The sequence below is a fragment of the Pararoseomonas sp. SCSIO 73927 genome (assembly GCF_037040815.1).
Lineage (GTDB): Bacteria > Pseudomonadota > Alphaproteobacteria > Acetobacterales > Acetobacteraceae > Roseomonas.
Genome location: NZ_CP146232.1, coordinates 4,677,412 through 4,699,324, shown reverse-complemented (window position 1 = coordinate 4,699,324; position 21,913 = coordinate 4,677,412). Strand labels below are relative to the sequence as shown.

General features: G+C 73.4%; 18 protein-coding genes. 11 read left to right on the top strand and 7 right to left on the bottom strand.

Annotation, left to right across the window (positions count from 1 at the left end):
* The first annotated feature begins 81 nt into the window (after nucleotides 1-81).
* The 5 genes from VQH23_RS22210 to VQH23_RS22190 all read left to right on the top strand — a co-directional run bounded on the left by VQH23_RS22210 (nucleotide 82) and on the right by VQH23_RS22190 (nucleotide 5,730).
* Nucleotides 82-1,674 (top strand): hypothetical protein, encoded by a 1,593-nt coding sequence (locus tag VQH23_RS22210; protein ID WP_338662845.1) that lies wholly within the window; start codon nucleotides 82-84, stop codon nucleotides 1,672-1,674.
* Nucleotides 1,671-2,981: a glycosyltransferase gene (locus tag VQH23_RS22205; RefSeq protein WP_338662844.1), complete on the top strand. Its 1,311-nt coding sequence runs from the start codon at nucleotides 1,671-1,673 to the stop codon at nucleotides 2,979-2,981. The genes VQH23_RS22210 and VQH23_RS22205 overlap by 4 nt, the downstream gene beginning before the upstream one ends.
* On the top strand, nucleotides 2,965-3,807 hold the full coding sequence (locus VQH23_RS22200) for a GDSL-type esterase/lipase family protein (RefSeq protein ID WP_338662843.1): 843 nt from the start codon (nucleotides 2,965-2,967) through the stop codon (nucleotides 3,805-3,807). Before VQH23_RS22205 ends, VQH23_RS22200 begins: the two co-directional genes overlap by 17 nt.
* 217 nt (nucleotides 3,808-4,024) lie before the next feature.
* Nucleotides 4,025-5,014, top strand: coding sequence for an alginate O-acetyltransferase AlgX-related protein (locus VQH23_RS22195; protein WP_338662842.1), 990 nt, complete (start codon nucleotides 4,025-4,027; stop codon nucleotides 5,012-5,014).
* The gene (locus VQH23_RS22190; RefSeq protein WP_338662841.1) at nucleotides 5,014-5,730 is read left to right on the top strand and encodes an ABC transporter permease; all 717 of its coding nucleotides are present in this window, start codon (nucleotides 5,014-5,016) and stop codon (nucleotides 5,728-5,730) included. The genes VQH23_RS22195 and VQH23_RS22190 overlap by 1 nt, the downstream gene beginning before the upstream one ends.
* Before the next feature lie 339 nt (nucleotides 5,731-6,069).
* On the opposite strand, the gene VQH23_RS22185 is transcribed toward VQH23_RS22190, so the two are convergent.
* The 3 genes from VQH23_RS22185 to VQH23_RS22175 form a co-directional block, all read right to left on the bottom strand.
* The gene (locus VQH23_RS22185) at nucleotides 6,070-8,793 is read right to left on the bottom strand and encodes a tetratricopeptide repeat protein (RefSeq protein ID WP_338662840.1); all 2,724 of its coding nucleotides are present in this window, start codon (nucleotides 8,791-8,793) and stop codon (nucleotides 6,070-6,072) included.
* A gap of 147 nt (nucleotides 8,794-8,940) precedes the next feature.
* Nucleotides 8,941-10,068 carry an alginate O-acetyltransferase AlgX-related protein gene (locus VQH23_RS22180; RefSeq protein WP_338662839.1) on the bottom strand — a complete coding sequence of 376 codons (1,128 nt, stop codon included), beginning with the start codon at nucleotides 10,066-10,068 and terminating at the stop codon, nucleotides 8,941-8,943.
* Nucleotides 10,069-10,078: 10 nt separating this feature from the next.
* Entirely contained in the window at nucleotides 10,079-11,500 is a 1,422-nt protein-coding gene (locus tag VQH23_RS22175) for an MBOAT family O-acyltransferase (RefSeq protein WP_338662838.1), read from the bottom strand.
* A gap of 351 nt (nucleotides 11,501-11,851) precedes the next feature.
* On the opposite strand from VQH23_RS22175, the gene VQH23_RS22170 reads away from it, so the two are divergent.
* Complete coding sequence (locus VQH23_RS22170) at nucleotides 11,852-12,823, top strand: nucleoside hydrolase (protein ID WP_338662837.1); 972 nt, start codon at nucleotides 11,852-11,854, stop codon at nucleotides 12,821-12,823.
* A 9-nt stretch (nucleotides 12,824-12,832) separates the two neighbouring features.
* On the opposite strand, the gene VQH23_RS22165 is transcribed toward VQH23_RS22170, so the two are convergent.
* Nucleotides 12,833-13,120, bottom strand: a complete 288-nt coding sequence (locus VQH23_RS22165; protein ID WP_338662836.1) for a hypothetical protein — start codon at nucleotides 13,118-13,120, stop codon at nucleotides 12,833-12,835.
* A 181-nt stretch (nucleotides 13,121-13,301) separates the two neighbouring features.
* Here VQH23_RS22165 and VQH23_RS22160 point away from each other — a divergent pair, with 181 nt between their 5' ends.
* The 5 genes from VQH23_RS22160 to VQH23_RS22140 all read left to right on the top strand — a co-directional run bounded on the left by VQH23_RS22160 (nucleotide 13,302) and on the right by VQH23_RS22140 (nucleotide 18,579).
* Complete coding sequence (locus VQH23_RS22160; RefSeq protein WP_338662835.1) at nucleotides 13,302-14,042, top strand: glycerophosphodiester phosphodiesterase family protein; 741 nt, start codon at nucleotides 13,302-13,304, stop codon at nucleotides 14,040-14,042.
* 69 nt (nucleotides 14,043-14,111) lie between these two features.
* Nucleotides 14,112-15,296: a class I SAM-dependent rRNA methyltransferase gene (locus VQH23_RS22155; protein WP_338662834.1), complete on the top strand. Its 1,185-nt coding sequence runs from the start codon at nucleotides 14,112-14,114 to the stop codon at nucleotides 15,294-15,296.
* Nucleotides 15,297-15,389: 93 nt separating this feature from the next.
* Entirely contained in the window at nucleotides 15,390-15,857 is a 468-nt protein-coding gene (locus VQH23_RS22150) for a MarR family transcriptional regulator (protein ID WP_338662833.1), read from the top strand.
* Nucleotides 15,854-17,494 (top strand): MFS transporter, encoded by a 1,641-nt coding sequence (locus tag VQH23_RS22145; RefSeq protein WP_338662832.1) that lies wholly within the window; start codon nucleotides 15,854-15,856, stop codon nucleotides 17,492-17,494. The genes VQH23_RS22150 and VQH23_RS22145 overlap by 4 nt, the downstream gene beginning before the upstream one ends.
* Before the next feature lie 29 nt (nucleotides 17,495-17,523).
* Nucleotides 17,524-18,579: an HlyD family secretion protein gene (locus VQH23_RS22140; RefSeq protein WP_338662831.1), complete on the top strand. Its 1,056-nt coding sequence runs from the start codon at nucleotides 17,524-17,526 to the stop codon at nucleotides 18,577-18,579.
* Nucleotides 18,580-18,883: 304 nt separating this feature from the next.
* Here the strand turns inward: VQH23_RS22140 and VQH23_RS22135 are convergent, their stop codons facing one another.
* The 3 genes from VQH23_RS22135 to VQH23_RS22125 are packed head-to-tail and all read right to left on the bottom strand — an operon-like array spanning nucleotide 18,884 to nucleotide 21,895.
* Nucleotides 18,884-19,960, bottom strand: a complete 1,077-nt coding sequence (locus VQH23_RS22135; protein ID WP_338662830.1) for a HAMP domain-containing sensor histidine kinase — start codon at nucleotides 19,958-19,960, stop codon at nucleotides 18,884-18,886.
* Between the two features lie 34 nt (nucleotides 19,961-19,994).
* The gene (locus VQH23_RS22130; protein ID WP_338662829.1) at nucleotides 19,995-21,107 is read right to left on the bottom strand and encodes a patatin-like phospholipase family protein; all 1,113 of its coding nucleotides are present in this window, start codon (nucleotides 21,105-21,107) and stop codon (nucleotides 19,995-19,997) included.
* On the bottom strand, nucleotides 21,104-21,895 hold the full coding sequence (locus VQH23_RS22125) for a 3-hydroxybutyrate dehydrogenase (protein ID WP_338662828.1): 792 nt from the start codon (nucleotides 21,893-21,895) through the stop codon (nucleotides 21,104-21,106). The genes VQH23_RS22130 and VQH23_RS22125 overlap by 4 nt, the downstream gene beginning before the upstream one ends.
* Between the last annotated feature and the right edge of the window lie 18 nt (nucleotides 21,896-21,913).

Here is a 21,913-nt window from a genome sequence, read left to right as displayed (position 1 = left end):
GGTCTCCGGGCCGGGCCGTGCCAGGATAGGGGGGGCGAGGGGGCCGCGGAAGCCGCCCGCGCTCCGCTCTTGCACCGCAGCATGCCCTCGCGCCATCTTGGCCCGGGCAGCCAGCCCGAGGGGCCGATCCGGGCAGCCAGCCCGAGCGGCGTCTCGGGCCATCAGAGGGGTCTCGGCCGCGTGTACTTCGAGTTCGGGCGGACCCTCCAGGCAGGACTGGACTGCGCCGGCGATCTCGGCCCCGACCAGGGCGCCGTGTTCGGCTGGGTGCGCCACCCTGCCGGGCAGCCACCGGAGCTGCGCGTGGAGGCCGGCCCGGGCGCGCCGGTCGGCACTCTGCTGCTCGACCTGCACCCGCGCAACGACGTGGAGGAGGTCGAGGGCACGGCCGTGACCGGCTTCAGCCTCGTGCACGAGATTCCCCGCCGCATGGCCGGCCGGATCCTCGTGATCGGCGTGGCCGGCGGCCCGGCGGGCCGGCAGGAGGTGGCGATCGACCTCCTCGCCTACGACCTACCCTCGGAGCTGCGCGAGGTGACGCTGAGCCGGGACTGGGGCGCGAGCTACCAGCTGCTTCGCGCCTCCGCCCTCGACCCCGGGCGGGTCGCCACCCTGCACACGGAGGACGGGCCGGCCGGGATCTTCGGCCGCTGGCTGGACCGGCTGCCGCGCCTCGCCGGGGCGGCGGACTGGTTCATGGAGTTCAAGGACGCCCGCGCCGCCATCCTGCCCGACGGGGAGCTGGTGGTCTCCGGCGGGCTGCACGCGGCGGACGCACCGGCGGGCCGGATCGAGGCGATGGGCTGCGCGGTGGTGCGCGCCCCCGGCGGGGCCGCGGCGGTGGTGCCGCTGGCCGGGGAGGCCTCCGCGCCGCTGGAGAACGGCTTCGTCCTCTGTGGGGCCGTGGCGCCGCCGCCGGGCGCCACCGTCGAGGTGGTGGTCCAGCTCCGGCGCGGCATCCGCGCCTGGTGGTTCCTGGCGGAGGCCGCGCCGGTGACGCTGCCGGACTTCCTCGCCGCCCTCTCCCTGGGGCGCACCGAGCTCCTGCCCGTGGATGCGGCCTCGCTGCACGGCTGGCTGCGCGGCGCGCTGGCGGAGCGTTCCCGCGCCCTGCACGGCTACCTCTCCGGCATGGCCCTCTCGGGCGGCCCCGCCGCGCCGGGCGGCACGGCGCTCCTCTTCGACGTGAACGACGATTACGCGGCCCGGGTGCTCGCGCTGCTCGCGCCCGACATGGAGGCGCGCTTCGCCCGGATCGTGCTCAGCGGCCCCGCCGCCGGGCGCGCGGCGGCCGCCCTGCTGCGCCGCGGCGGCCTGGAGGTGATGGTGGGCGGGGACGCGGAAGGGGCCCTGGCCCTGGCTGCGGGGGGCGGCGGCACGGTGGCGCCGATCGACACGGCCGCCCTGGTGGACGCCGCGATCGAGGGGAACCCCGCGCGGCTGACCGCCAACGCGCTGCCGGCGGAGAGCCTGCCCTGGATCGCCGGCCTGCACGCCGTGGCCGGCACAGGAACGATGGAGGCGACGATGCGCCGCGTGGTGGCGATGATGGCGGGGGTGGACGCCTCCGCGCTGCCCGTGCCGGCGCAGCGGCCGGACCCCGTCGGGGGGCTGCTGTCGGAGCACCTTCGGGGCCTGTGGGAGATGGTGCCCATGGCGGGATCGCCGCGATGAGCCGCCCCACGATCATGGCCACCCCGGGCCGGGCGGCCGGCGGACCCGCGCCCTCCGTCTGCGTCGTGTCCCACGCGCATCCCGACTTCTCGAAGGGCGGGGGGGAGACGGCCGCCTACCGCCAGTACCAGACCCTGGCGGGGGAGGGTTGGCAGGCAAGCTTCGTCGCGGCGATCGAGCTGCCGAACGGCCAGCCGCCCTCGGATCGCGGGGAGTCCTTCGCCCGCTACGGCGAGAGCGAGTACCTCTACGCCGTGGGGGGCATGGAGGACGACCGGCTGTGGTGGCGCAGCGCCGAGGAGCGCCGCGCGCTGGTGCGGCTGCTCGCCGGGCTGAAGGCCGACGTCTACCATTTCCACCACTACTGGCGCGTGGGGCTGGACCTTGTGGCGGAGCTGGCCGAGGCGCGGCCGGACGCGCGCATGGTGGTGACCCTGCACGAGATGCTGGCCATCTGCAGCCACCACGGCCAGATGATCCGCACCCGCTCCCGCGAGCTGTGCCGGAAGGAGACGGCGCAGCGCTGCCTTCAGTGCTTCCCCGACCAGACGCTGGAGCGGCTGCGGCTGCGCAAGGCGCTGATGCTCTCCGGGCTGCGGCGCTTCCACCACTTCGTCTATCCCAGCTACTTCATCGCCGAGCGCTACCGCGCCTGGGGCCTCTCGCCGGACCGTGCGACGGTGCTGGAGAACTACCTCGGCGACGACCTGCTGGCGCAGCCCCGCCCGCGGCCGGACAGCGCCCGGCTCTCCGCCCGCTTCGCCTTCTTCGGGCAGCCCACGGAGTTCAAGGGCCTGGACGTGCTGGTCCCCGCCTTCGCCACGGCGATGCAGGAGGACCCCTCGCTCGGCCTCATCGTCTACGGCGCGACCGAGGCGGAGACGCTGCGCTTCTTCCCGCACCTGGAGAAGGCGATCGAGGCCGCCGGGGACCGGCTGACCTTCGCCGGTCGCTACGACGCCGCCGACGTGGTGGGGCTGATGTCCTCCGTCGGCTGGGTGATCATGCCCTCCATCTGGTGGGAGAACTCGCCCGTGGTGATCCAGGAGGCCCGGCGGGCCGGCACGCCGCTCATCGTCTCCGGCATCGGCGGCATGGCGGAGAAGGTGCAGGAAGGGGTGGACGGGCTGCATTTCCGCGCCGGCTCCGCCCCGGACCTCACCCGCGCCCTGCTGCAGGCGGCGGAGCCGGACACGCATGAGAGGCTGGCGGGAAGCCTGCGCGACGTGATCGGCCGGGACGAGTTCGTGGGCGCGCTGCGCGCCATCTACGGCGAGGAGGAGCTTCGCGATGCGAGGGCGGCCTGAGCGGAGGGGTGGACGGGCGGCAGGGCGGCCGCGTGGCCGGACGCGGCTGCTGAAGGCGGTGGGTGCCGGGGGCATCGCGCTCGCCTCCCTGCTGGCGGGCCTCTTCCTCGCCGGCGCGCCCAGCCCGGCCCTGGCGCAGCGGGAGCCCGCCTGCCCCAACCTTCCCGTCCGCAACCCCATGCCCCGGGAGGCGACGCCGGAGAACCTCCCCGAGCCCTACTGGCGGGCCCGCACGGCGGAGCTGAGCCGTGTCGCCGGCCGCGGCATGGGCTGGGCGCAGATGATCTTCATCGGCGACTCCATCACCCAGTTCTGGGACCCGCCGGTCTGGGAGGCGAGGTTCGGCTCCCGCGGGGCGGCGAATTTCGGGGTCGGCGGGGATTTCACCCAGGGCGTGCTCTGGCGCCTGCAGGAGGGCGGGCAGTGGCCCGCCACCCTCCGCCCGCGGGTGGCCGTGCTGCTCATCGGCACCAACAACGCCACCTACAACAACCCGCCCGAGGACACGGCGCTCGGCATCGCGGAGATCGTCCGGCTGATCCGCGGCCGCGCCCCCGCCACGCGGATCCTGCTGCTCGGCATCCTGCCGCGCGGCGCGGACGCCTCGGACCCCGCGCGCGCGCTGAACCAGCGGGTGAACGCGCTCATCGCGCCCTGCGCGGACAACAGCTCCGTCTTCTACGCCGATCTCGGCGGCGCGCTGGTCGATTCGGCCGGGCGGCCCCTGCCGGGAGTCCTCACGGACGGGCTGCACCTGTCGCCGGACGGCTACGCCAGGCTCGGCGCGGTGCTGGAGCCGCGGGTGAACGCCCTTCTCGGCCGCTGATCTTGGGCGCTGATCTTGGGCGCTGGGGGCGCAACGTTGCCGCCCCGCCATTGCTGGCGCGGCGGGCGGCGAATAACGTCCGGCCATGCGTGGCACGCGGCGAAGGGGGCAGGATGCGACCCGTGACCTGTTCCGGAACCGTCCGGCGCGGCCCGATCCTCTCCACGATCCCGCCCCGCGGGATCCCTTATCCCTTCCATCCGGGCAGCCCTCACCCATGACGACCCCTGAGCCCCAGCCCTCTTCCGGCACGGCGCGACGCTCCCTCCTCCTCGGGGCGGGCGCGGCCGCGCTCTCCGCCTCCGTCGCGCGTGCCCAGGCCCCCGGCCTCGTCATCGCCGGCACCGACGGGTGGCTGTTCGGGGCGTGGGACCGGGCGAACGACGCGCCGCTGGACAACATGCGCGCGGCGACCTCGGTGATCAGCCAGGCGATCGGCATCCTGCGCGGCGCCGGGATCCAGGTCGCGATGCTGCTGATCCCGTCCAAGACGGTGCTCTACCGGCAGTTCCTGCCCTCGAACGTGCGGTTCCAGGCCGATCTGGAGCGCCGCTACGGCATTGCGGCGGGCGAGTTCCGCCGCGCCGGCGCCATCGTGCCGGACGTGCAGGCCGCTTTCCGCGCCCGGCAGCCCTCCGTCCAGCTCTGGTTCAAGACCGATTCGCACTGGACGCCGATGGGGGCGGAGATCGCGGCCGTGGAAATGGCGAAGGCCGTCGGCCCGACCCTGCCGCCGAGCAGCCGGCCCGGCACCCAGGTGACCGCGCTGGTGAACCGCCAGTACCCGCGCGGGGACCTGGTGCGGCTGCTGCCCGCGGCGCAGCGCGACGGGTACGGGGTGGAGCCCTACCAGATCCGGGAGATCGCCTCCTCCGGCTCCCAGAACGACCTCATCGCGGACGACACGGCCGACGTGGCGCTGATCGGCAACAGCTACGTCGAGCCGCGCTACCTGTTTCAGCCCATCCTCTCCAACCAGCTGATGCGGCCGGTCTCGCTCTTCTGGAAGCCGAACAATGTCGGCCCCTGGGCGACGATCCTGCAGTATCTCTCGAGCGATCTCTTCAAGCAGCAGAGGCCCAAGGTGATCATCTGGACTCATCTCGAACTCGACCTCAGCACGGGCCCGAGCAGCGGCGGCTGGTCCCAGAACGCCATGTCGGCCGACAAATTCATCGCCGACCTGCGCCGCGGGGTGGGCGCGTGATGCCCGCCCGCTCCATGCGCCGTCGCCTCGGCGCCGCCGCGGCCGCCACCGCCCTTCTCGCCGCCTCGGCCGGGCCCGGCCTGGCCCAGGGGCAGGCCGCGGTCTACGACCCGCAGCCGCCGCCCGACTCCGCCTATGTCCGCTTCGTCAACACGCTCGGCGAGGAGGTGGCGCTGCGCCCGGCCTTCCTGCCGGCCGCGCGCCTGGGCACGAAGCCGGAGGAGCGCGTGACCCCCTTCGCCGTCGCGCAGCGCGTGACCGGCGGGCGTGAGATGGTGGTGGAGGCCAGCGCCGGCAGCCGCACCGGCCGCGCCGCGCTGAAGTTCGAGTCCGGCTCCTTCAACACCGTGCTCGTGCAGGTGCAGGGCAACAGCTTGGTGATGAAGCCCGTGGTGGACCAGGCGGACTTCAACCGCGCCCGTTCCCGGCTGAGCTTCTACAACGCCACCACGGACTGCGCCTCCGCCTCCGCGGTGCTGGCGCCGAACGGGCCGGCCGTGCTGGAGCAGGTGGCGCCCGGCACCGCCAAGGCGCGCAGCGTGAACCCCGTCACCGCCGAGATCCGCGCGGATTGCAGCCCCGGCCAGTCCGCGCCGGCCTTCCAGCTCTCCGGGCTCGAGGCGGGCGGCATGTACAGCATCTGGCTGATGCGCCCGGACGGCCGCAACCTCGTCTCGTTCATCAGCCGCGACACGACCGCGCGCTGGCGGGGCTGACCGGGCGTCGCGCTCCGCGCGAACCGCCTGTACCGGGAGGAGGAGAGAGCTCTTCCTCCTCCCGGACCTAATGGGGGCAACGCTTCGAGCGGGTCCCGCTGCGTTAGTTGCCGAAATCGCCCAACCGAAGCCACGCCCCGCAGTCATGTCCTGGGGCGGGCGCGAGGCAGCACGCGCCGCCCATGCCGGAGCGCCGCGTCAGGCCGGTGCGGCAGGTGCCCGAGGCCGGCCCGGACGCACCATCGCTTCTGATCGCCAGGGTGCCATCCCGGAGAGCTGGGGCGGCCGAGTCATGCCGCCCCGGGGACGACCGACCCGACTTTCCCGCTGCCTCGCGCCTCAGCGCGTGCTGGCGCGAAGCTGGGCGCCACGCAGCCGGGCAGCCTCCTCCAGCGCCTCGCGGGCGCGGACGGGATCGCGCCGCGCGCGGGCGATCTGCGCCTCGAGCAGGGCCATCTGCAGCCCGTCCGCGCGCCGGGCACGGCCTTCCGACAGGATCTGCTCGGCCCGGCCGAGGGCGTTGTTGAGGACCGCCGCCTCCCCCGCCACGGCGCGGGCCGCGACGTTGTCCGGGTCGCGGCCAAGGATGCCCTCGGCGACGCGCTGCGCCTCGTCGGCCCGGCCGGACCGGGCCATGACGCGGGCGGCGGCGAGCTGGACGTCGGGGTTGTCAGGTGCGTCGTCCAGCGCGCGGGAGAGACGTTCCATGGCGCCGCGCTGGTCGCCGCGGGCCGTGAGGCGTTCCGCCGCGGCCGCGGCGGCATTGCCGCGGATGGTCGCCACCTGCTGGCGCTGCTCGCGGGTCAGGCCGCTGTTCCCGGCCAGCCCGCCGATGAGGGACTCCGCCTCGGCGGTGCGGCCGGCCTCCACCATGGCAAAGCTCGCGGCCACGCGCCCGGCGGGGGTGGCGGGGGGAGAGGCGAGCACCGCGCGGGAGGCGGCCTCGAGGTTGCCGGTCTGCCGCAGGCGGTTGAAGGCCCGGATCACGCCGGCCTGGGTCTGGCCGGTCGGGTCCGGCTGGCCGGCCAGGCCGAGCAGCCGCCGGGCGGCATCGGATTGCGGGTTGCCGCGCGCCTGGCGCTCCAGGTCGCGCAGCTGCAGGGTCTGGCGGGTCTGGTCGAGCAGGCGGTCGCCGTCCGCCGGGCGGGCGCGGTCGGGGATGGCCTCCAGCCGGTCCGCCGCCTCGGCGATGCGGCCATCCGCATTGGCGAGGAGGGCGGAGGCGAAGAGGGCGTCGGCGGCGCCGCGGCGGGAGGCGAGCTGCGCCTCGAGGCGCCGGGCCTCTTCCGTCTGGCCATTGGCCTTGAGGGCGTTGGCGAGGTCGAAGGCGAGCCAGACGCTGTTCGGGTCGGAGGCGATAGCGCCGCGCAGGATCGCGATCTTGGCCGCGGGGTCGCGGGTGGCGGCGGCCTCCTGGCGCAGGGCGTTGGAGCGGGTGCCGAGGCCGCCCTCGGGCGGGCGGTAGCCGCTCTCGGCCAGGAAGCGGTCGGCCTCGGGCAGGCGGTTCTGGCGGGACAGCGCCTCGTAGAGGCCTGCCTGGGCGGCGGGCTGGTTGCGGCGCGCGGCGAGGACGCGGCGGAAGCGGCGCTCCGCCTCCGCGTTGTTGTTACGGCGGAGCGCGACCATCCCGAGGACGATCTCGCCCTGCAGCCGCTCGTTCGCGTTGCCGCGGAGGGCGCGCTGGGCGCTGCTGGCCGCGCGATCCAGCTGGCCCCGGTTCAGGCTCTGCCAGGCGACGTAGGAGTCGCTCGTGTAGTTGCCGCCCCCACGGCCGCCCCCGGTGGCGCCGCGCCCGCCGCCACTCCCCCCGGCCGTGGCGCCGCTGAGGTCGCCGACGCTGTTGCGGAACTCCTCCTCGCGGAAGGGCGTGATCTGCACGGCGCGGGCGAAGAACTCGCGCGCCTCCGCGAAGCGGCCCTGCAGCTTGCGGACGATGGCCATGCCGATGTGGGACTCGGCGTCCTGCGGGTCCTCGGCGATGGAGGCGGAGAAGAGCCGCTCGGCCTCCGCGTTCTTCTGCTCGGTGATGGCGGTCCAGCCGGCGAGGCGGTTGGTGATGGAGGCCGGGATCACCGTGGCCTTCGCCTCGTTGTACTTGGCCTGGATCTCCGCATCGGCGTTGCCGCCCACGGCCGCGATATAGGCCCCGATCTCCTCGGCCGCGTCCGGATCGCTGGGCAGCCAGAGCAGCGCCTGGCGCCAGGCCTGCCGCGCGGCCTCGCCCACTGTCGGTTCAGCCGCGAGGGCGCGGAGGCGCCGCAGCCCCTCGAACCGATAGGCCTCGCTGTAGGTAAGGAGCTGGGAGTAGGCGAGCTGCAGCGGCCGGTTCTCCGGCACGCGCGAGACGGCGCGCTCCAGCCCGGCGCGCGCCTCCTCGAAGTGGTCGGGGGAGCTGCCGGCCAGGGTCTGGTAGTACTCGGCGGCGAAGATCGCCGGCACCTCGCCATTGGGGAAGAGCTGGCGGTAGCGCTGCATCGCCGCCTCGCGCTGGCCGGCCTGGGCCAGGTTGCGGGCCTCGGCGAGCACGGCCTGGTCCACGGAGGCGGCGCGGAGCGCCAGCTCGGCCTGGGCGCGCTGCGGGCTGTCCGGGGCGATCTGCCGGAGCCGCGCGACATAGACCTCCGCCGTCGCGCGGTCGCCGTTCTGCGCCGCCACCTCGGCCGCCGCCAGCAGCACGTCCGGGCTGTTCGGGTCCACCGTCAGCAGCCGGTCCAGCGCCTGCTGCGCCAGCTCGGGCCGCCCCTGGGCGCTCCAGAAATTCGCCTGGTCGATCAGCACGGCGACACCGCGCGGGCCGGCGCGCCCCGCATCGGCCGAAGGCGCGGGAGCCGGGGTGGGGGAGGCGGCGCCCGGTGCCGGGTTGGGCGCCGGAACGGGCCTCGGCGGGGCTGTCGCGGTCGCGGGCGCGGGCCCGCCCGGCAGCGGGGGCGGCGACTGGGCCAGTCCGGGCGCCCCGCCGAGCGCGGCGAGCAGGAGAACGGTCCCGCCGGGCAGGATCCGCCGCCCGCCGGACCGGTTGGCCACCGGCGCGGCCAGGGCCGAATGGGGTTGGCGAGTGGACATCAGGCAAGGATTCCCGGGACGAGGCAGCGGCAGGCTTGTCTCATAATTTAACTGAGCGGTTCAGGATGCAAAGCGTTTCGTCGCCGTCTCGGACCCGCACGCGCGCCATGGCGGGCGCGGCGGGGGGCTCCTGGCGCCAGCGGGACCTCACCAGCGGGCCGCCAGGTCGCGCTCGCCCTGGCCCAGGGGCTGCCCCACCACGCGCTCCGGGATCTCCCAGATCACGAGGCGGGGCGGCGTCTCGCGGAAGGTCTGCCCGCCGAAATAGTCGTTCGCGCTGCCGGCGAAGCCGCCGCCGGCCTTCGCCGCGCTCACGACCGGGCTGCGGAGCAGCTCCTGCAGCGCGCCGTGGAAGTTCGCGTTTACGGAGTAGGAGGAGCCGACGAGCGCGACCTCCGGGGCCGGGGTCTCGTCCAGCAGCCCGCCGCCGCCGGAGGCCGCCTCGACGGCCGCGGTCGTCTCCAGCCTCTGGCGGTCGGGCGCCGGGCGCAGCGCGTCCGGCACGCGGTCGAGGCTCATGAGGCGGAGCAGGTCGCCGGGCCCGTCCGTCTCCTCGGCGGCGGCCGTGGTCCGGAAGGCGGTGCCGCGGGAGAGGGGATAGACGCGGAGTGCGGCCGCGATGGCGGCCGCGGCGGCGCGGGCACCTTCCTGGCTCCAGTGCGTGTCGGTGCGCCACCAGGCGCCGCCCTGCGCCTCTCGCGCCATGAGGGGCCGCAGCAGGAGGAGGGGCTGGATCCCCTGGCCCCGCAGCAGTTCCGCGAAGGCGTCGTAGCGCGCCTCCGCCTGGGCGGAGTGGGGCGCCCCGCAGAGCTTGTCCCGCTTCACCCGCGCCTTGTCCGGCACCAGGGCGACGGTGAGGAGGATGCCGCGCTGCGCCAGGCCGTCCCGCACCCGGCGCACGATCGCCGCGCGCTCCGCCATCGCGGCCTCCGCGCCCGGCCAGGGGCGCAGCTCCTCTGTCAGGAACAGGGTGTCGTCGCAGCCCACCCGGACCTGTGGCCCGCCGGAGCGGAACAGGTCGTAGCGGAACACGCCGCCGCTGGCGCGCAGCAGCGGGTCCGCCGGCAGTTCGTGCGCCAGCACATGGTTCACCGCGCCGGTGAAGCGGCCGGAGAGGAGGGATTCGGCGTTCAGCGCCGGCCGCAGCCGCTCCTGCCCCCGCTCGCTGGCAACCGCCGCGATCCCCTGCCAGGCGCCGATCGCCAGCAGCAGGGCCGCGGCGGCGCCCTGGAACACCGCGGCGGCGTTGGCGCCTTTCCAGGAGGTCTCGCTCATCGGCGCTCTCTCAGAACTGGAAGTAGAGGAAGGGCACGGCCGCGCGGCTGTAGAGCAGCACGACGCCGAGGAGGAAGCCCGCCATCGGCCCGATCACCCAGAGGGCGCGCCAGAAGCCGCCCATCGCCTCCGGCGGCCGCTGGAAGGGCAGGCGCGGACCGAGCAGGGGCAGGTAGACGACGATCACGGCGATCAGGATGGTCCACCACTGGTCCGGGGTGACCTGCCAGGCCAGGGCGTCGCTCAGCGGCGCGCCGTTCAGGCCGACCATGCCGCCGTACATCGTCATCGCGCTGCCCATGTCGTGCGCGCGGAACACCACCCAGCCGATGATCGCCGCCAGCATCGTCAGCAGGTTGCCGAGGATGAAGGGCATGGGCGGGAAGCCCGCCTGCTGCATCAGCCGGTGGATCGCCAGCAGCCCGCCGTGCCAGGCGCCCCAGACGATGAAGGTCCAGTTGGCGCCGTGCCAGAGGCCGCCGATCACCATCGTCAGGAACAGGTTGAGGTAGGTGCGGAAGGCGCCCTTCCGGTTCCCGCCGAGCGAGATGTACAGGTAGTCCCGCAGGAAGCGCGACAGCGTCATGTGCCAGCGCTGCCAGAAGGCCTGAATGTTGCCGGACAGGTAGGGGTGGTTGAAGTTCTCGGGAAAGTGGAACCCGATCATCAGCGCCAGCCCGATCGCCATGGCGGAGTAGCCGGCGAAGTCGAAGTAGAGCTGCAGCGTGTAGGCAATGGCGCCCGTCCAGGCGTCGACCAGGGTCGGGTTCGGCAGGGCGAAGGCGGCGTCCGCCACCAGGGCCACCGTGTCCGCCAGGACCACCTTCATCGTGAAGCCGGTCATAAAGCGCCGCGCGCCGAGGCCGAACTGCGCCAGCGTGTGGGGGCGGTAGACCAGCTCGTCCTTGATCTCGGCGTAGCGGACGATGGGCCCGGCGATGAGCTGGCTGAAGATCGCCTTGTAGGTGGCGTAGTCCAGCAGCTTCTGCGTGATGGGCACCGTGCCGCGCCAGATGTCCACGAGGTAGGACACGGATTGCAGCACGTAGAAGGAGAGGCCGATCGGCAGGATGATCTCGACCCAGGGGATGGGCTGGTAGCCGAGCGCCCCGCGGACGTCGTTGACCATCCCCACGCCGAAATTCGCGTACTTGAAGTAGGCGAGCACCCCGAGGTTGCCGACGAGGCCGATGATGAAGAGCGTGGTGCCCTTGCGGGTCTTCGGCCCCGCCCTGTCCATGGCCTTCACCGTGTAGAAGGTGAAGATCGTGCAGAACATCAGCAGCAGCAGGAAATCGACCCGCCACCAGGCGTAGAAGGCCCAGGACAGGATGAGGATGGGCCAGTTCCGGAACCGGAACGGCGTGAGGAAGTAGACCGCGAAGAAGAGCGGCAGGAAAAGGCAGAGGAACTCGAAGGAGGCGAAGATCATGGGGTGCCGCACGCTCCGCCCTGCCCGTGCCCGGGCCGCCTCAACCCTGTCATGCCATCCCCCATCCGCCCGGCGCCGTTGTGGCGCGACGAACCCCGGTATCCGCGCCCCGGAAGCCGGGCGTCGTCTCCGCCGGGGACCGGCCGCTCCCGGACGGGTGGGAATCGACAGGTTGCGGTTTAGGTGAATATCTAAACCTACCGCAACTGGGCCGGTAAATGAGACGCGGCCCGGTGCGACATGCGGCGCGGGCCGTCACCTCGCCGCCACACCTGCCGGCGGCGGCGATCTGGTGGGGGCGGGGGCGAACTGGCATTCTGCTGCGTCACCCCGCAACGGAGCGCGCCCTGCATGCCAGGCACCACGGCCTTGCAGCCGCTCCCCGATTCCATGCGCGCGCGTCGCGCGGTGATCCTGGACTGCGACCCCGGCACGGACGACGCTATCGCCCTCTGGCTCGCCATGGCCTCGCCGGAGGTCGACCTTCGCCTGATCACCGTGTCCGGCGGCAATGCCGGGCTGGGGCGGACGGTGGACAATGCCTGCGCGGTGGTCGGCCTCGCCGGCGCCGTGGTTCCGTTGGTGCCGGGCGCGGAACGGCCGCTGCTCGGCGGGTTCCGGGGCGACGGCGCGGTGCACGGGGCGGACGGGCTGGCGGGGATCGGCCTTCCGCCCGGCCCCCCGCCGGTGCGGGCCGTGGCCGCGGACGCGATCCGCGCCGTGCTTCGGGAGGCGCGGCCGGGCTCCGTCACCCTGGTCGGAATCGCGCCCGTCACCAACCTGGCCCTGGCGCTGGCGACCGAGCCCGCGCTGGCGGACCGGGTGGCGGCGGCGGTGTTGATGGCCGGCGCCTGGGGGGAGGGGAACTGGACCCCTTCAGCCGAGTTCAACGCCGCCAGCGATCCGGAGGCGCTGGCCATCCTCCTCGCCGCCGGCATCCCCGTGACGCTGGTGACGCTGGAGCTGACGGCGCAGGCGCTGGTCACGCCCGCGCGGATCGCCGCCCTTCGTGCCGCGGGCGGTGGCGCCTGCCTGCGGGCGGCCTGCGACATCATGGCGGCCGTCCCGCCCTCGCGCCGGATGGGCGGAGAGGGGCATCCGCTGCACGACCCCTGCGCCGTCGCCTGGCTCGTGCGGCCGGAGCTGTTCCATGCCGCGCCCGCCCACGCCTCGGTGGACACCGGCCCCGGCCCGGCGCGCGGGCGCACCCATATCGACCGCTGGGGCCGCGGCGGCGGCGCGCCGAACGTCACCCTGGCCGAGGCGCTGGACGCCGACGGGTTCTTCGCCCTGCTGGGGGAGCGGCTGGCGCGCCTGCCGTGAGGGCCGGCCTCAGCCGGCGGCCCCCTCCAGCACTCCGCGCACCCAGGCCTCCGCGTCGGGCCCTAGCCCGGTGGAGTGCACCCCGTCCACGACCTCCGAGACGAGGAGGCGCCCCTCCAGCCCGGCCCGGAGCAGCGCCCCGTCCAGGTGGGTGAGCAGGTAGCGGGCGGAGACGCTCGTCTCCACCAGCATCCCGCCGCCGAGCATCATGTGGCTCTCGCTCAGCTCCCACACCGCGGCCTCGAGGGCCTCGGGGCCTCCTTCGGGCAGCTCGTGCAGCACCAGGCACAGCGTCATCGGTTCCTGCCCGCCCGGGGTTGCTGGCGGGCGGGCCGACCCGGGGCCGCCGCCCCGGGTCGTCCGGCCGATCCGTCCGCCCTTCCCGGCGGGGGAACGGGGGTCTAGAACATTTTCATCCGCCGCGGGGCAGCATCCCAGCGCGGCGCGCGCGAATCAAGCGCTGCGACGGGGAAGCGGAATGACCGAGATCATCGCCCACCGGGGCGGCGCCATCCTCTGGCCGGAGAACAGCCTCCAGGCGTTCCGCCAGGCCATCGCCGCCGGGGCGGACGCGGTGGAGTGCGACGTCCACCTCTCCTCCGACGGCGTCCCGATGGTGATGCACGACGCCACGCTGGAGCGGACGAGCAACGGCACCGGCCCGATCGCCGGCTGGACGGCGGCCGAACTGGCCGAGATGAAGCTCGTCTCCGCCGACGGGGAGCCGCCGCCCCGGCTGTCCGACCTTCTCTCCATCGTCGCCGGGGGCCGCGCGGGGCTGCAGGTGGAGGTGAAGGCGGATGGCGGCGGCCGCCCGGACCTCGCCCTGCTGGAACGGGTGCTGATCGAGCTGGACCGGCACGACCTGCGCGGCCGGACGGAGATCATCACCTTTGAGGCGGAGGTGGCGTCCGCCGCCGTGGCCGCCGGCGGGCTGCAGAACGTCGCCTGGCTCTTCGCGCCGGTCATGCTGCGCTATCTCGGCGCGGAGGGCGTGGTGACAATCGCCCGCCGGACCGGTTCGACCATGGTGGAGACGCACGAGGCCGTGCTCGATCCCGCGCTGCTGGGGGTGCTGCGCGGCGCCGGGCTGCGCGTGGGTGCCTGGGGGGCCAACCGCGCCCCGGCCATCCGGCGCATGCTGGAGATTGGGCCGGATGCCTTCGCGACCGACGATCCCGTCCTCGCCCTCGCCATGCGCAAGGCGGCCAGCATTTAGCGGGGGGCGTCGCGGCAACCGTGGCTGACGGGGTGCGCCGGGACGCGATCCCCCCTATCTCCCGCCCCCATGTCAGACCTGCCGCTCCTCCGCCTCCTCCCCGGCCGCGACCGGCGTGCCAAGGCGGGCCATCCCTGGATCTTCTCCAACGAGGTGGCGATGACGCCGGAGGCGCGCGCCATCCCGCCCGGCAGCCCCGTGCGCGTGGAGGGGGATGACGGTGTCCGGCACGGGATCCACCACTTCAACCCGCACTCCCTCATCGCCGGGCGGCGGCTGGCGCGCGACCCCGCCACCCCGATCGACGACGCCTTCTGGCAGGCCCGGATAGCGGAGGCGCTGGCGCTGCGCACCCGCCTCTTTCCCACCCCGCACTACCGCCTGGCCCATGCCGAGGCGGACGGGCTGCCCGGCCTCATCCTGGACCGCTACGGCGACCTCGTGGCGTTGCAGGCGAACACGGCGGGGATGGAGGCCGCCACGCCGGCCATCCTGCGCGCGCTGGACGCGCTGATCGCCCCGCGCGCCGTGGTGGCGCGGAACGAGGCCGCCGTTCGCGCCCTCGAGGGCCTGCCGGAGGCGACGCTGCTGCTCCGCGGCACGGAGGCCACGGGCACGGTGGAGGAGGGCGGGGTGAGCTTCGCCGTCGATCCCCTGGGCGGGCAGAAGACCGGCTGGTTCTTCGACCAGCGGGAGAACCGCGCCCGGGTGGCGAAGCTGGCGCGGGGCGAGACGGTGCTGGACGCCTTCTGCCACACGGGCGGCTTCGGCCTCCAGGCCGCGGCGGCCGGGGCATCGCGGGTCACCCTCCTCGACCGGTCCGAGCACGCCCTGGCCACGGCCATGGAGACGGCCCGGCGCAACGGTCTGGAGGACCGGGTGGAGGCGGTGCGGGGCGAGGCTATGGAGACGCTGGAGCGCATGGCCGCCTCCGGCACCCGCTACGGCGTGGTGGTTGCGGACCCGCCCGCCTTCGCGAAGTCCCGCAAGGACATCCCGCAGGCCGTGCGCGCCTATTCCCGCCTGGCGCGGATCGCGGCGGGGCTGGTGGCGCCGGGCGGCATCCTCTTCATCGCCTCCTGCTCCCACCACGTCCCCTCGGGCGAGTTCACGGAGACGGTGCTGGCCGGGCTGCAGCGGGCCCGGCGCGACGCCCGGATCCTTGCCATCACCGGGGCGGGTCCGGACCACCCCATCCATCCCATGCTGCCCGAGAGTGTGTACCTCAAGGCACTGACCTTGCAGCTCTCCTGATGCGGGTGCGCGGGCGGTCCAGGGTCTTTCGGCAGGGCTGCCCCGCTCTCACGTAGCTAGCTAACGTTAGCTTGCTACCACACATTTCCGCCCATGACCCTCAACGCCGAATTCGTCACGGCCCTGCGCCGGGTGACGCAGCGCTGGCGCGCCCTCTGGGACGCCGAGCTGCGGGGCAGCGGCCAGACGCTCGGCCGGTCCCGCGCGCTGCTCACCCTCTCCCAGTCCGGCGGCAGCGCCATGCAGCGCGACGTGGCGGAGGCGCTCTCGGTGGAGGGCCCCACCCTTGTCCGCCTGCTCGACGGGCTGGAGCGCCAGGGCCTGATCCGGCGGGAGCCCGTGCCCGGAAACGGGCGCGCCAACCGGATCGTCCTTACCGAGGCCGCCGGCCCGGTGGTGCGGGAGGTGGACGGCATCTCCGAGGCGCTGCGCGAGCGGGTGCTGCACGGCATTCCCCGCGCGGAACTCGAAACGGCGCTGCGGGTTCTCACCACGGTCGCGGCCCGGCTGGAGGGGCTGGGCACGGCATCCGAGAAGGCACCCGGGGAGGGGCAGGGATGAGCGACACCGGCGCGGCCGCGGCCGCCCCTTCCACTCCGGCGCCGCCCGCCGCGCCGGAGAACATCTCCTTCCCGAACCTCGCGCTCTACATGCTGGCCTCGCTCACCTTCGGGTTGGCCCAGGGGCTCGGGAACTACCTCGTGGCCGGCAACCTGCAGGCCGTGCAGGCCACCTTCGGCGCCACGACGAACGAGGCCGTGTGGCTGATGGCGGCGTACAGCTCCACCAGCATCACCGCCTCCATCCTGCTCTGGAAGCTGCGCACGCAGTTCGGGCTCCGGCGGGTGGCGAAGATCGCTATCCTCTTCCTCGTCGCCGTCTCGATCGCCCATGTCGCGGTCCATGACCTGGGCTCCGCCGTGCTGCTGCGCGCCGTGGCCGGCTTTGCTGGGGCGATGCTGAACACCCTGGCCTTCCTCTACGTGCTGGAGGCGCTGCCGCTGCGGCACAAGCTGACGGTCGGCATCGCGCTCGGCCTCACGGGCTCGCAGGTGGCGGTGCCCCTGGCCCGGCTGATCTCGCCGCACCTGCTGGAGATCGGCCTCTGGCCGCAGCTCAACATGGTGGAGCTGGCGCTCTCCCTCCTGTGCCTCTTCTGGATCCTCGTCCTGCCGATCACCCCGCCGGTCTCGGCCAAGGTCTTCGACCGGGTGGACGCGGTCAGCCTGCCGTTGCTGATCCTCGGGATGGGCCTGATCGCGGTGGTGCTCACCCTCGGCCGCTACTACTGGTGGACGGAGGCCTCCTGGCTCGGCCTCTGCCTGGCGGCCGGCCTCGCCTGCCTCACGGCTCTCGTCGTGATCGAGCTGAACCGGGAGCGGCCGCTGGTGAACCTGCACTGGCTTTCCTCCCGCGACATGATCCTCTTCGGCGGCTCCATGTTCTTCTCCCGCTTCATCCTCTCGGAGCAGACCACGGGCGCGATCGGCTTCTTCCAGAACCTCGGCCTACTGAACGAGCACATGGCCGGGATGCTCTGGGTCATCCTCCTCGCCACCCTTGCCGGCTTCCTAGGCGTCTCCCTGATCAACAGGCCGGAGAACCGTGCCGCGATCCAGGCGGTGGCGCTGGCCCTCATCACCCTCGGCGCCTGGCTGGAGAGTCACGGCACGAGCCTGACCCGGCCGCAGGACGTGCTGCTCTCCCAGGGGTTGGTCGCCTTCGGCGGCGCGATCTTCCTGCCGCCGGCCGTGGGGTGGAGCTTCGCCCACACGCTGAAATGGGGGATCGAGCGCCTGACGAGCTTCTTCGCGGTCTTCCTTGCCTCGCAGAACCTCGGCGGCCTGCTCGGCGCGGCGGGGCTCGGCAGCTTCCTCGTGGTGCGGGAGAAGTTCCACTCCAGCCAAATCGTCGAGAACCTGACCGGGGCCGATCCCCTCGTCGTGCAGCGCATCCAGGCGTACGGCGCGTCCTACGCCCGTGTGCTGAACGACCCGGCCCTCCGGAGCGCGGAGGGCTCCGCCCTGCTCGGCGGGGTAGCCACCCGCGAGGCCTATGTCCTCGCCTACAACGACCTCTTCCTCGTCGTTGCCGTCGTCTCGGCGCTCTGTCTGCTCGGCCTCCTCCTCCACCAGCTCATCATCCGGCTCGGCCGCGGCGGCGCGCAGGCGCCCGCGGGCCCGGCCCGGCCTGCCTGAACCCCCTCCCGGAACCTCCCGCGAAAGCCATGTCCTTCAAGTCCACCCTGTCCCGCGCCACGCTTCCCGCCCTGGTCGTCGGAATCGCGGCCGTCCTCCTCGTCCTCTACACCTGGCGCCTGCCGCCCTTCACCTCCACGGTGCAGGTCACGGACGATGCCTATGTGCGCGGCCAGGTCACCGTCATCAGCCCGCAGGTCGCGGGCTACGTCATCGATATCCCCGTGCACGACTACGCGGCGGTGAAGCAGGGCGATCTCCTCGCCCGCATCGACGACCGCATCTACCAGGCGCGCCTCGCCCAGGCGCGCGCCGGGCTCGCCTCCACCCAGGCGGCGCTGCGCAACCTCGATGTCCAGCGCGGCACGAAGGAGGCGCAGGTGCAGGTAGCCCGCGCCCAGGTGGAGAACGCCGAGGCGGTGCTGGCCAAGGCCCGCGCCGACCTGCGCCGCATCGGCCCACTCATCGAGCAGAACATCCAGTCCCGCGCCTCCGGCGACCAGCTCAACGCCGCACTACGCCAGGGCGAGGCCGGGCTCGACCAGGCCCACGCGAACGAGGCCGTGGCGCAACAATCCCTGGCCGAGACCCTGGCCAGCCGGGACAACCTCCAGGCTTCCGTGCAGGCCGCCGAGGCGGCGGTGCGCCTGGCCGAGATCGACCTGCAGAACACCCGGGTCACGGCCCCGCGCGATGGCATGCTCGGCGAGGTGGGCGCCCGCGTGGGCCAGTACGCCACCGCCGGGACGCAGCTCACCTCGCTCGTGCCCTCCCTCCGCTGGGTGGTGGCGAACTACAAGGAGACGCAGCTGCCGGGGATGCGGCCCGGCCACCCCGTGACCTTCCGCGTGGACGCCCTCCGCGGCGCGGCCCTGACCGGCCGGGTGGAGCGCTTCTCCCCCGCCACGGGCTCCGAGTTCAGCGTGATCCGCGCGGACAACGCCACGGGCAATTTCACCAAGGTGGCGCAGCGCCTGCCCGTTCGCATCGCCATCGATCCGGGCCAGCCGCTGGCCGACCAGCTCTCGCCCGGCATGTCCGTGGTGGTGAGCATCGACACGGCCGCAGCACCCGCGGCGGAGTGAGCGGGACGACGGGCCTGTCTTGCGCGTCCGGTCTGTGGCCAGGGAGAGGAAGAAGGAATTCTTCCTCTCCCCGGACCCCTCACCATCTTCTTCTTCTAGGCTTTGGTCTCACCCTGCTGACGGTGCGCCTCGGGTCGATGACCCGAGGCGACTGCAAGGGCAGGATAAAGTCCGTCACGGATTGATCCCGTATCAGGACGGTGCGGCGGCAGCCTGATGGGGTTCCAAGGGCCTCAGGCCCTTGGCGGGGGTTCCAGGGGGCAGCGCCCCCTGGCTCCGGACAGCGCCGGGAACAGTCCGGAGATCAGGCCGCCGGAAGGGTGAAGCGCGCCGTTGTCCCGCGGCCCGGGGCGCTGTCCAGCGCGAACTCGCCTTCCTGCAGCTCCACCAGGGTTCGCACCAGCGGTAGGCCGAGGCCGGTGCCGCGCTCGCCCGTGCCCTGGACGCGGCCGAAGGGTTCCAGCGCGATGGCCAGCTCCTCGGGGGAGAGGCCCGGGCCGGTGTCGGCGACGCGGACGGTGACGGTGCGGCCCGTCCGCTCCGCCGACAGGGTGATGCGGGAGCCCGGGCCGGCGTACTTCACCGCGTTGCCCAGCAGGTTGAGCAGGATCTGCAGGAGGGAGCGGGGATCCGCCATGGCGCGGAGGCCGGGCGGGATCTGGACCTGCAGGTCCATGTCGCGGCCCGCCGCCTCCGCCCGCAGCAGCCGCGCGGCGCGCTGGCCGAGGGCGGCGAGGTCGACGGGCTGCGTGTCCAGCGCGGTCCGCCCCTCCCGCAGCGCGGCGAAGCGCTGGACGTCCTCGATGAGGGTGAGCATGTGCTGGCCGCCATCGGCGATGTCGTTCACGAAATCGGCGTAGAGCTTGTGGCCGAGGGGTCCGTGGGGCTGCATCTGCAGCAGCTCGGCGAAGCCGAGGACGGCGTTCAGGGGCGTCCTCAGCTCGTGCGTCACCTCGGCCAGGGCGCGCTCTCGCCGCCGCACCGCCTCCAGCGCCTCGTGCCGGGCGCCGCGGGCGGCGGTCAGGGCGGTGTCGAGGCTGGCCAGGGTTTCCTGGGTGGTGGTCATCAGGCGGCCGGCAAGATCCGGCAGCCCGACAGGGAGGTCGGGCAGGGCTTCGTCAACCTCGTAGGCCCGCAGCGCCCCCGCGCTCAGCCGCACCGGGGCCAGCAGGGCGCGAAGGGCGAGCAGCGAGAGCGCGGTGCCGACGAGGGTGGCGGTGAGGAGCACCGAGAGGAGGGTCCAGTCCGCCGGCCGGTCCCTCAGCAACAGGAGCAGTGCGGCGGTCAGCGGCAGGTGGATGGCGACGAAGGCGACGATGAAGAACTTGCCGACGTAGCCGAAGGGAACCCGGAGCTGGTGGAGCAGGAGGTAGAGGCGCATGGCGCCCCACTCTACTACCGATTGTCCCAGCGGTTCAGAGGAAACGCGCCCGAAGGTCCACGCTGTCCCGCCGGCCCAGCGCCCCCCGGTGCTCGGCGAGCCAGGCCTCAGCGGCGGCGCGGCCGTCCTCACGCAGGGCGGAAAGGAAGTTCCAGTCGCCGTTGTATTTGCTGGTCATGCCGAAGCGGCGCATCTTCTCCTCATCCTCGATGACGTGGACGTACAGGCGCTGGTAGCGCGGCGGAACCAGCACGCCCTGGTCCACGAGGCGCTGGACGAACTCGATGGCCCGCATCTCGTACATGAGGGAGGCGTTGAAGCTGATCTCGTTCACCCGGGTCTCGATCTCCTGCACCGTGCGCGGGATGTCCGGGCGGGAAATGGGGTTGATGCCGATCAGCACGATGTCCTGCGGGCTGCCCGGGCGCTCGTAGAGGGGCCAGAGGGCGGGATTGCCCATGAAGCCGCCATCCCAGTAGGCCTCGCCCTCGATCTCCACGGCGCGGAACAGGTTGGGCAGGCAGGCGGAGGCCAGCAGCGCCTCCCGCGTCACCTCCTGGCGGGAGAAGACGCGGGGCTTGCCGCTGCGGACGTTCGTGGCCGTCACGTGCAGGCGCGGCGCCTCGGGGTGGTGGCACAGCACCTCCAGGTCCAGCACCTCCTCCAGCACCCGGCGCAGAGGGTTCATCTCGATGGGGAAGGGGTTGAGCTGGTAGGGGGAGAAGAAGCGCGTCAGCGTGTCGAAAGCCTGCCAAGCCAGCCCGTGGCTGAGGTCCGGGCCCCAGACCAGCTGTTCCAGCGGCGTGTTGCGCAGCGGGCTGAAGGCGTAGCGGGCGCCGATGGCGGTCCAGAGCCGGTCCAGCAGCGCCTTCGCGCCGTCCCGCCCGCCCTGGGCGTAGCCCTGGGTGAAGGCGGCGCCGTTCAGGGCGCCGGCCGAGCTGCCGGAGATGGCGGCGACCTCGACCGACTCCTCCTCCAGCAGCCGCAGCAGGACGCCCCAGGTGAAGGCGCCGTGCGAGCCGCCGCCCTGGAGGGCGAGGCTGATCCGGTGCGGTTCAGCCGGGCGGGAGAGCGCCGGGGCGGCCGGCGTTCCCTCGATCGGGGGCAGCCCCTCCTTGCCGTCCTTCCCGTCCGCCGTCCCGCTCACGAAGCGGTCCAGGCGCCGTCGATGGGGAGGGCCGCGCCGTTCACCGCGCCGCTGTTCGGGCCGCAGAGGTACAGCGCCATCTGGGCCACCTCCTCCACCTCGACCCAGCGCTTGCTTGGCTGCTTCTCCAGCAGGAAGTCGGTCAGCGCCGCCTCCTCCGAGACGCCGTGCTGCTGCGCCAGCGGCCCCACCTGCGCCTCGGCCAGCGGGGTGCGGACGAAGCCCGGGCAGATGGCGTTGCAGGTCACGGGCGTGCGGGCGATCTCGATCGCGACCGTCTTGGTAAGCCCGACGACCCCGTGCTTGGCGGCGACATAGGCCGCCTTGAAGGGTGAGGCGACGAGGCCGTGGGCGGAGGCGACGTTGACGATCCGCCCCCAGTTCCGGGCCCGCATCCCCGGCAGCAGCGCCCGGATGGCGTGGAAGTTGGAGGAGAGATTGATGGCGAGGATGGCGTCCCACTTCGCCTCCGGGAACTCCTCAACCGGGGAGACGAACTGGATCCCCGCGTTGTTGACGAGAATATCCACCTTGCCGAGCGCGGACTCCGCCTCCGCGCACATCGCGCGCACGCCCTCGGCCTTCGACAGGTCGGCACCGGAATAGGGCGTCTCGGCCCCCGTGATCGCGGCGACCTCGCCGCGGGCGGCGGAGATGGCGTCCGGCGTGCCGAATCCGTTCAGCATCACCCTGGCCCCCTCCCGCGCGAAGGCGAGGGCGATTCCGAGCCCGATGCCGCTGGTGGAGCCGGTGACGAGGGCCGTGCGGCCCTCCAGGGACTTGCTCAAGGCGAGAACTCCATCTGG

What these genes read in the sequence shown, in the direction of transcription:
- VQH23_RS22195 (WP_338662842.1), top strand. Translation starts at nt 4,025, where the DNA reads ATGACGACCCCTGAGCCCCAGCCCTCTTCCGGCACGGCGCGACGCTCC.
- VQH23_RS22190 (WP_338662841.1), top strand. Translation starts at nt 5,014, where the DNA reads ATGCCCGCCCGCTCCATGCGCCGTCGCCTCGGCGCCGCCGCGGCCGCC.
- VQH23_RS22160 (WP_338662835.1), top strand. Translation starts at nt 13,302, where the DNA reads ATGACCGAGATCATCGCCCACCGGGGCGGCGCCATCCTCTGGCCGGAG.
- VQH23_RS22165 (WP_338662836.1), bottom strand. Translation starts at nt 13,120, where the DNA reads ATGACGCTGTGCCTGGTGCTGCACGAGCTGCCCGAAGGAGGCCCCGAG.
- VQH23_RS22175 (WP_338662838.1), bottom strand. Translation starts at nt 11,500, where the DNA reads ATGATCTTCGCCTCCTTCGAGTTCCTCTGCCTTTTCCTGCCGCTCTTC.
- VQH23_RS22185 (WP_338662840.1), bottom strand. Translation starts at nt 8,793, where the DNA reads ATGTCCACTCGCCAACCCCATTCGGCCCTGGCCGCGCCGGTGGCCAAC.
- VQH23_RS22205 (WP_338662844.1), top strand. Translation starts at nt 1,671, where the DNA reads ATGAGCCGCCCCACGATCATGGCCACCCCGGGCCGGGCGGCCGGCGGA.
- VQH23_RS22135 (WP_338662830.1), bottom strand. Translation starts at nt 19,960, where the DNA reads ATGCGCCTCTACCTCCTGCTCCACCAGCTCCGGGTTCCCTTCGGCTAC.
- VQH23_RS22210 (WP_338662845.1), top strand. Translation starts at nt 82, where the DNA reads ATGCCCTCGCGCCATCTTGGCCCGGGCAGCCAGCCCGAGGGGCCGATC.
- VQH23_RS22140 (WP_338662831.1), top strand. Translation starts at nt 17,524, where the DNA reads ATGTCCTTCAAGTCCACCCTGTCCCGCGCCACGCTTCCCGCCCTGGTC.
- VQH23_RS22155 (WP_338662834.1), top strand. Translation starts at nt 14,112, where the DNA reads ATGTCAGACCTGCCGCTCCTCCGCCTCCTCCCCGGCCGCGACCGGCGT.
- VQH23_RS22150 (WP_338662833.1), top strand. Translation starts at nt 15,390, where the DNA reads ATGACCCTCAACGCCGAATTCGTCACGGCCCTGCGCCGGGTGACGCAG.
- VQH23_RS22200 (WP_338662843.1), top strand. Translation starts at nt 2,965, where the DNA reads ATGCGAGGGCGGCCTGAGCGGAGGGGTGGACGGGCGGCAGGGCGGCCG.
- VQH23_RS22145 (WP_338662832.1), top strand. Translation starts at nt 15,854, where the DNA reads ATGAGCGACACCGGCGCGGCCGCGGCCGCCCCTTCCACTCCGGCGCCG.
- VQH23_RS22180 (WP_338662839.1), bottom strand. Translation starts at nt 10,068, where the DNA reads ATGAGCGAGACCTCCTGGAAAGGCGCCAACGCCGCCGCGGTGTTCCAG.
- VQH23_RS22170 (WP_338662837.1), top strand. Translation starts at nt 11,852, where the DNA reads ATGCCAGGCACCACGGCCTTGCAGCCGCTCCCCGATTCCATGCGCGCG.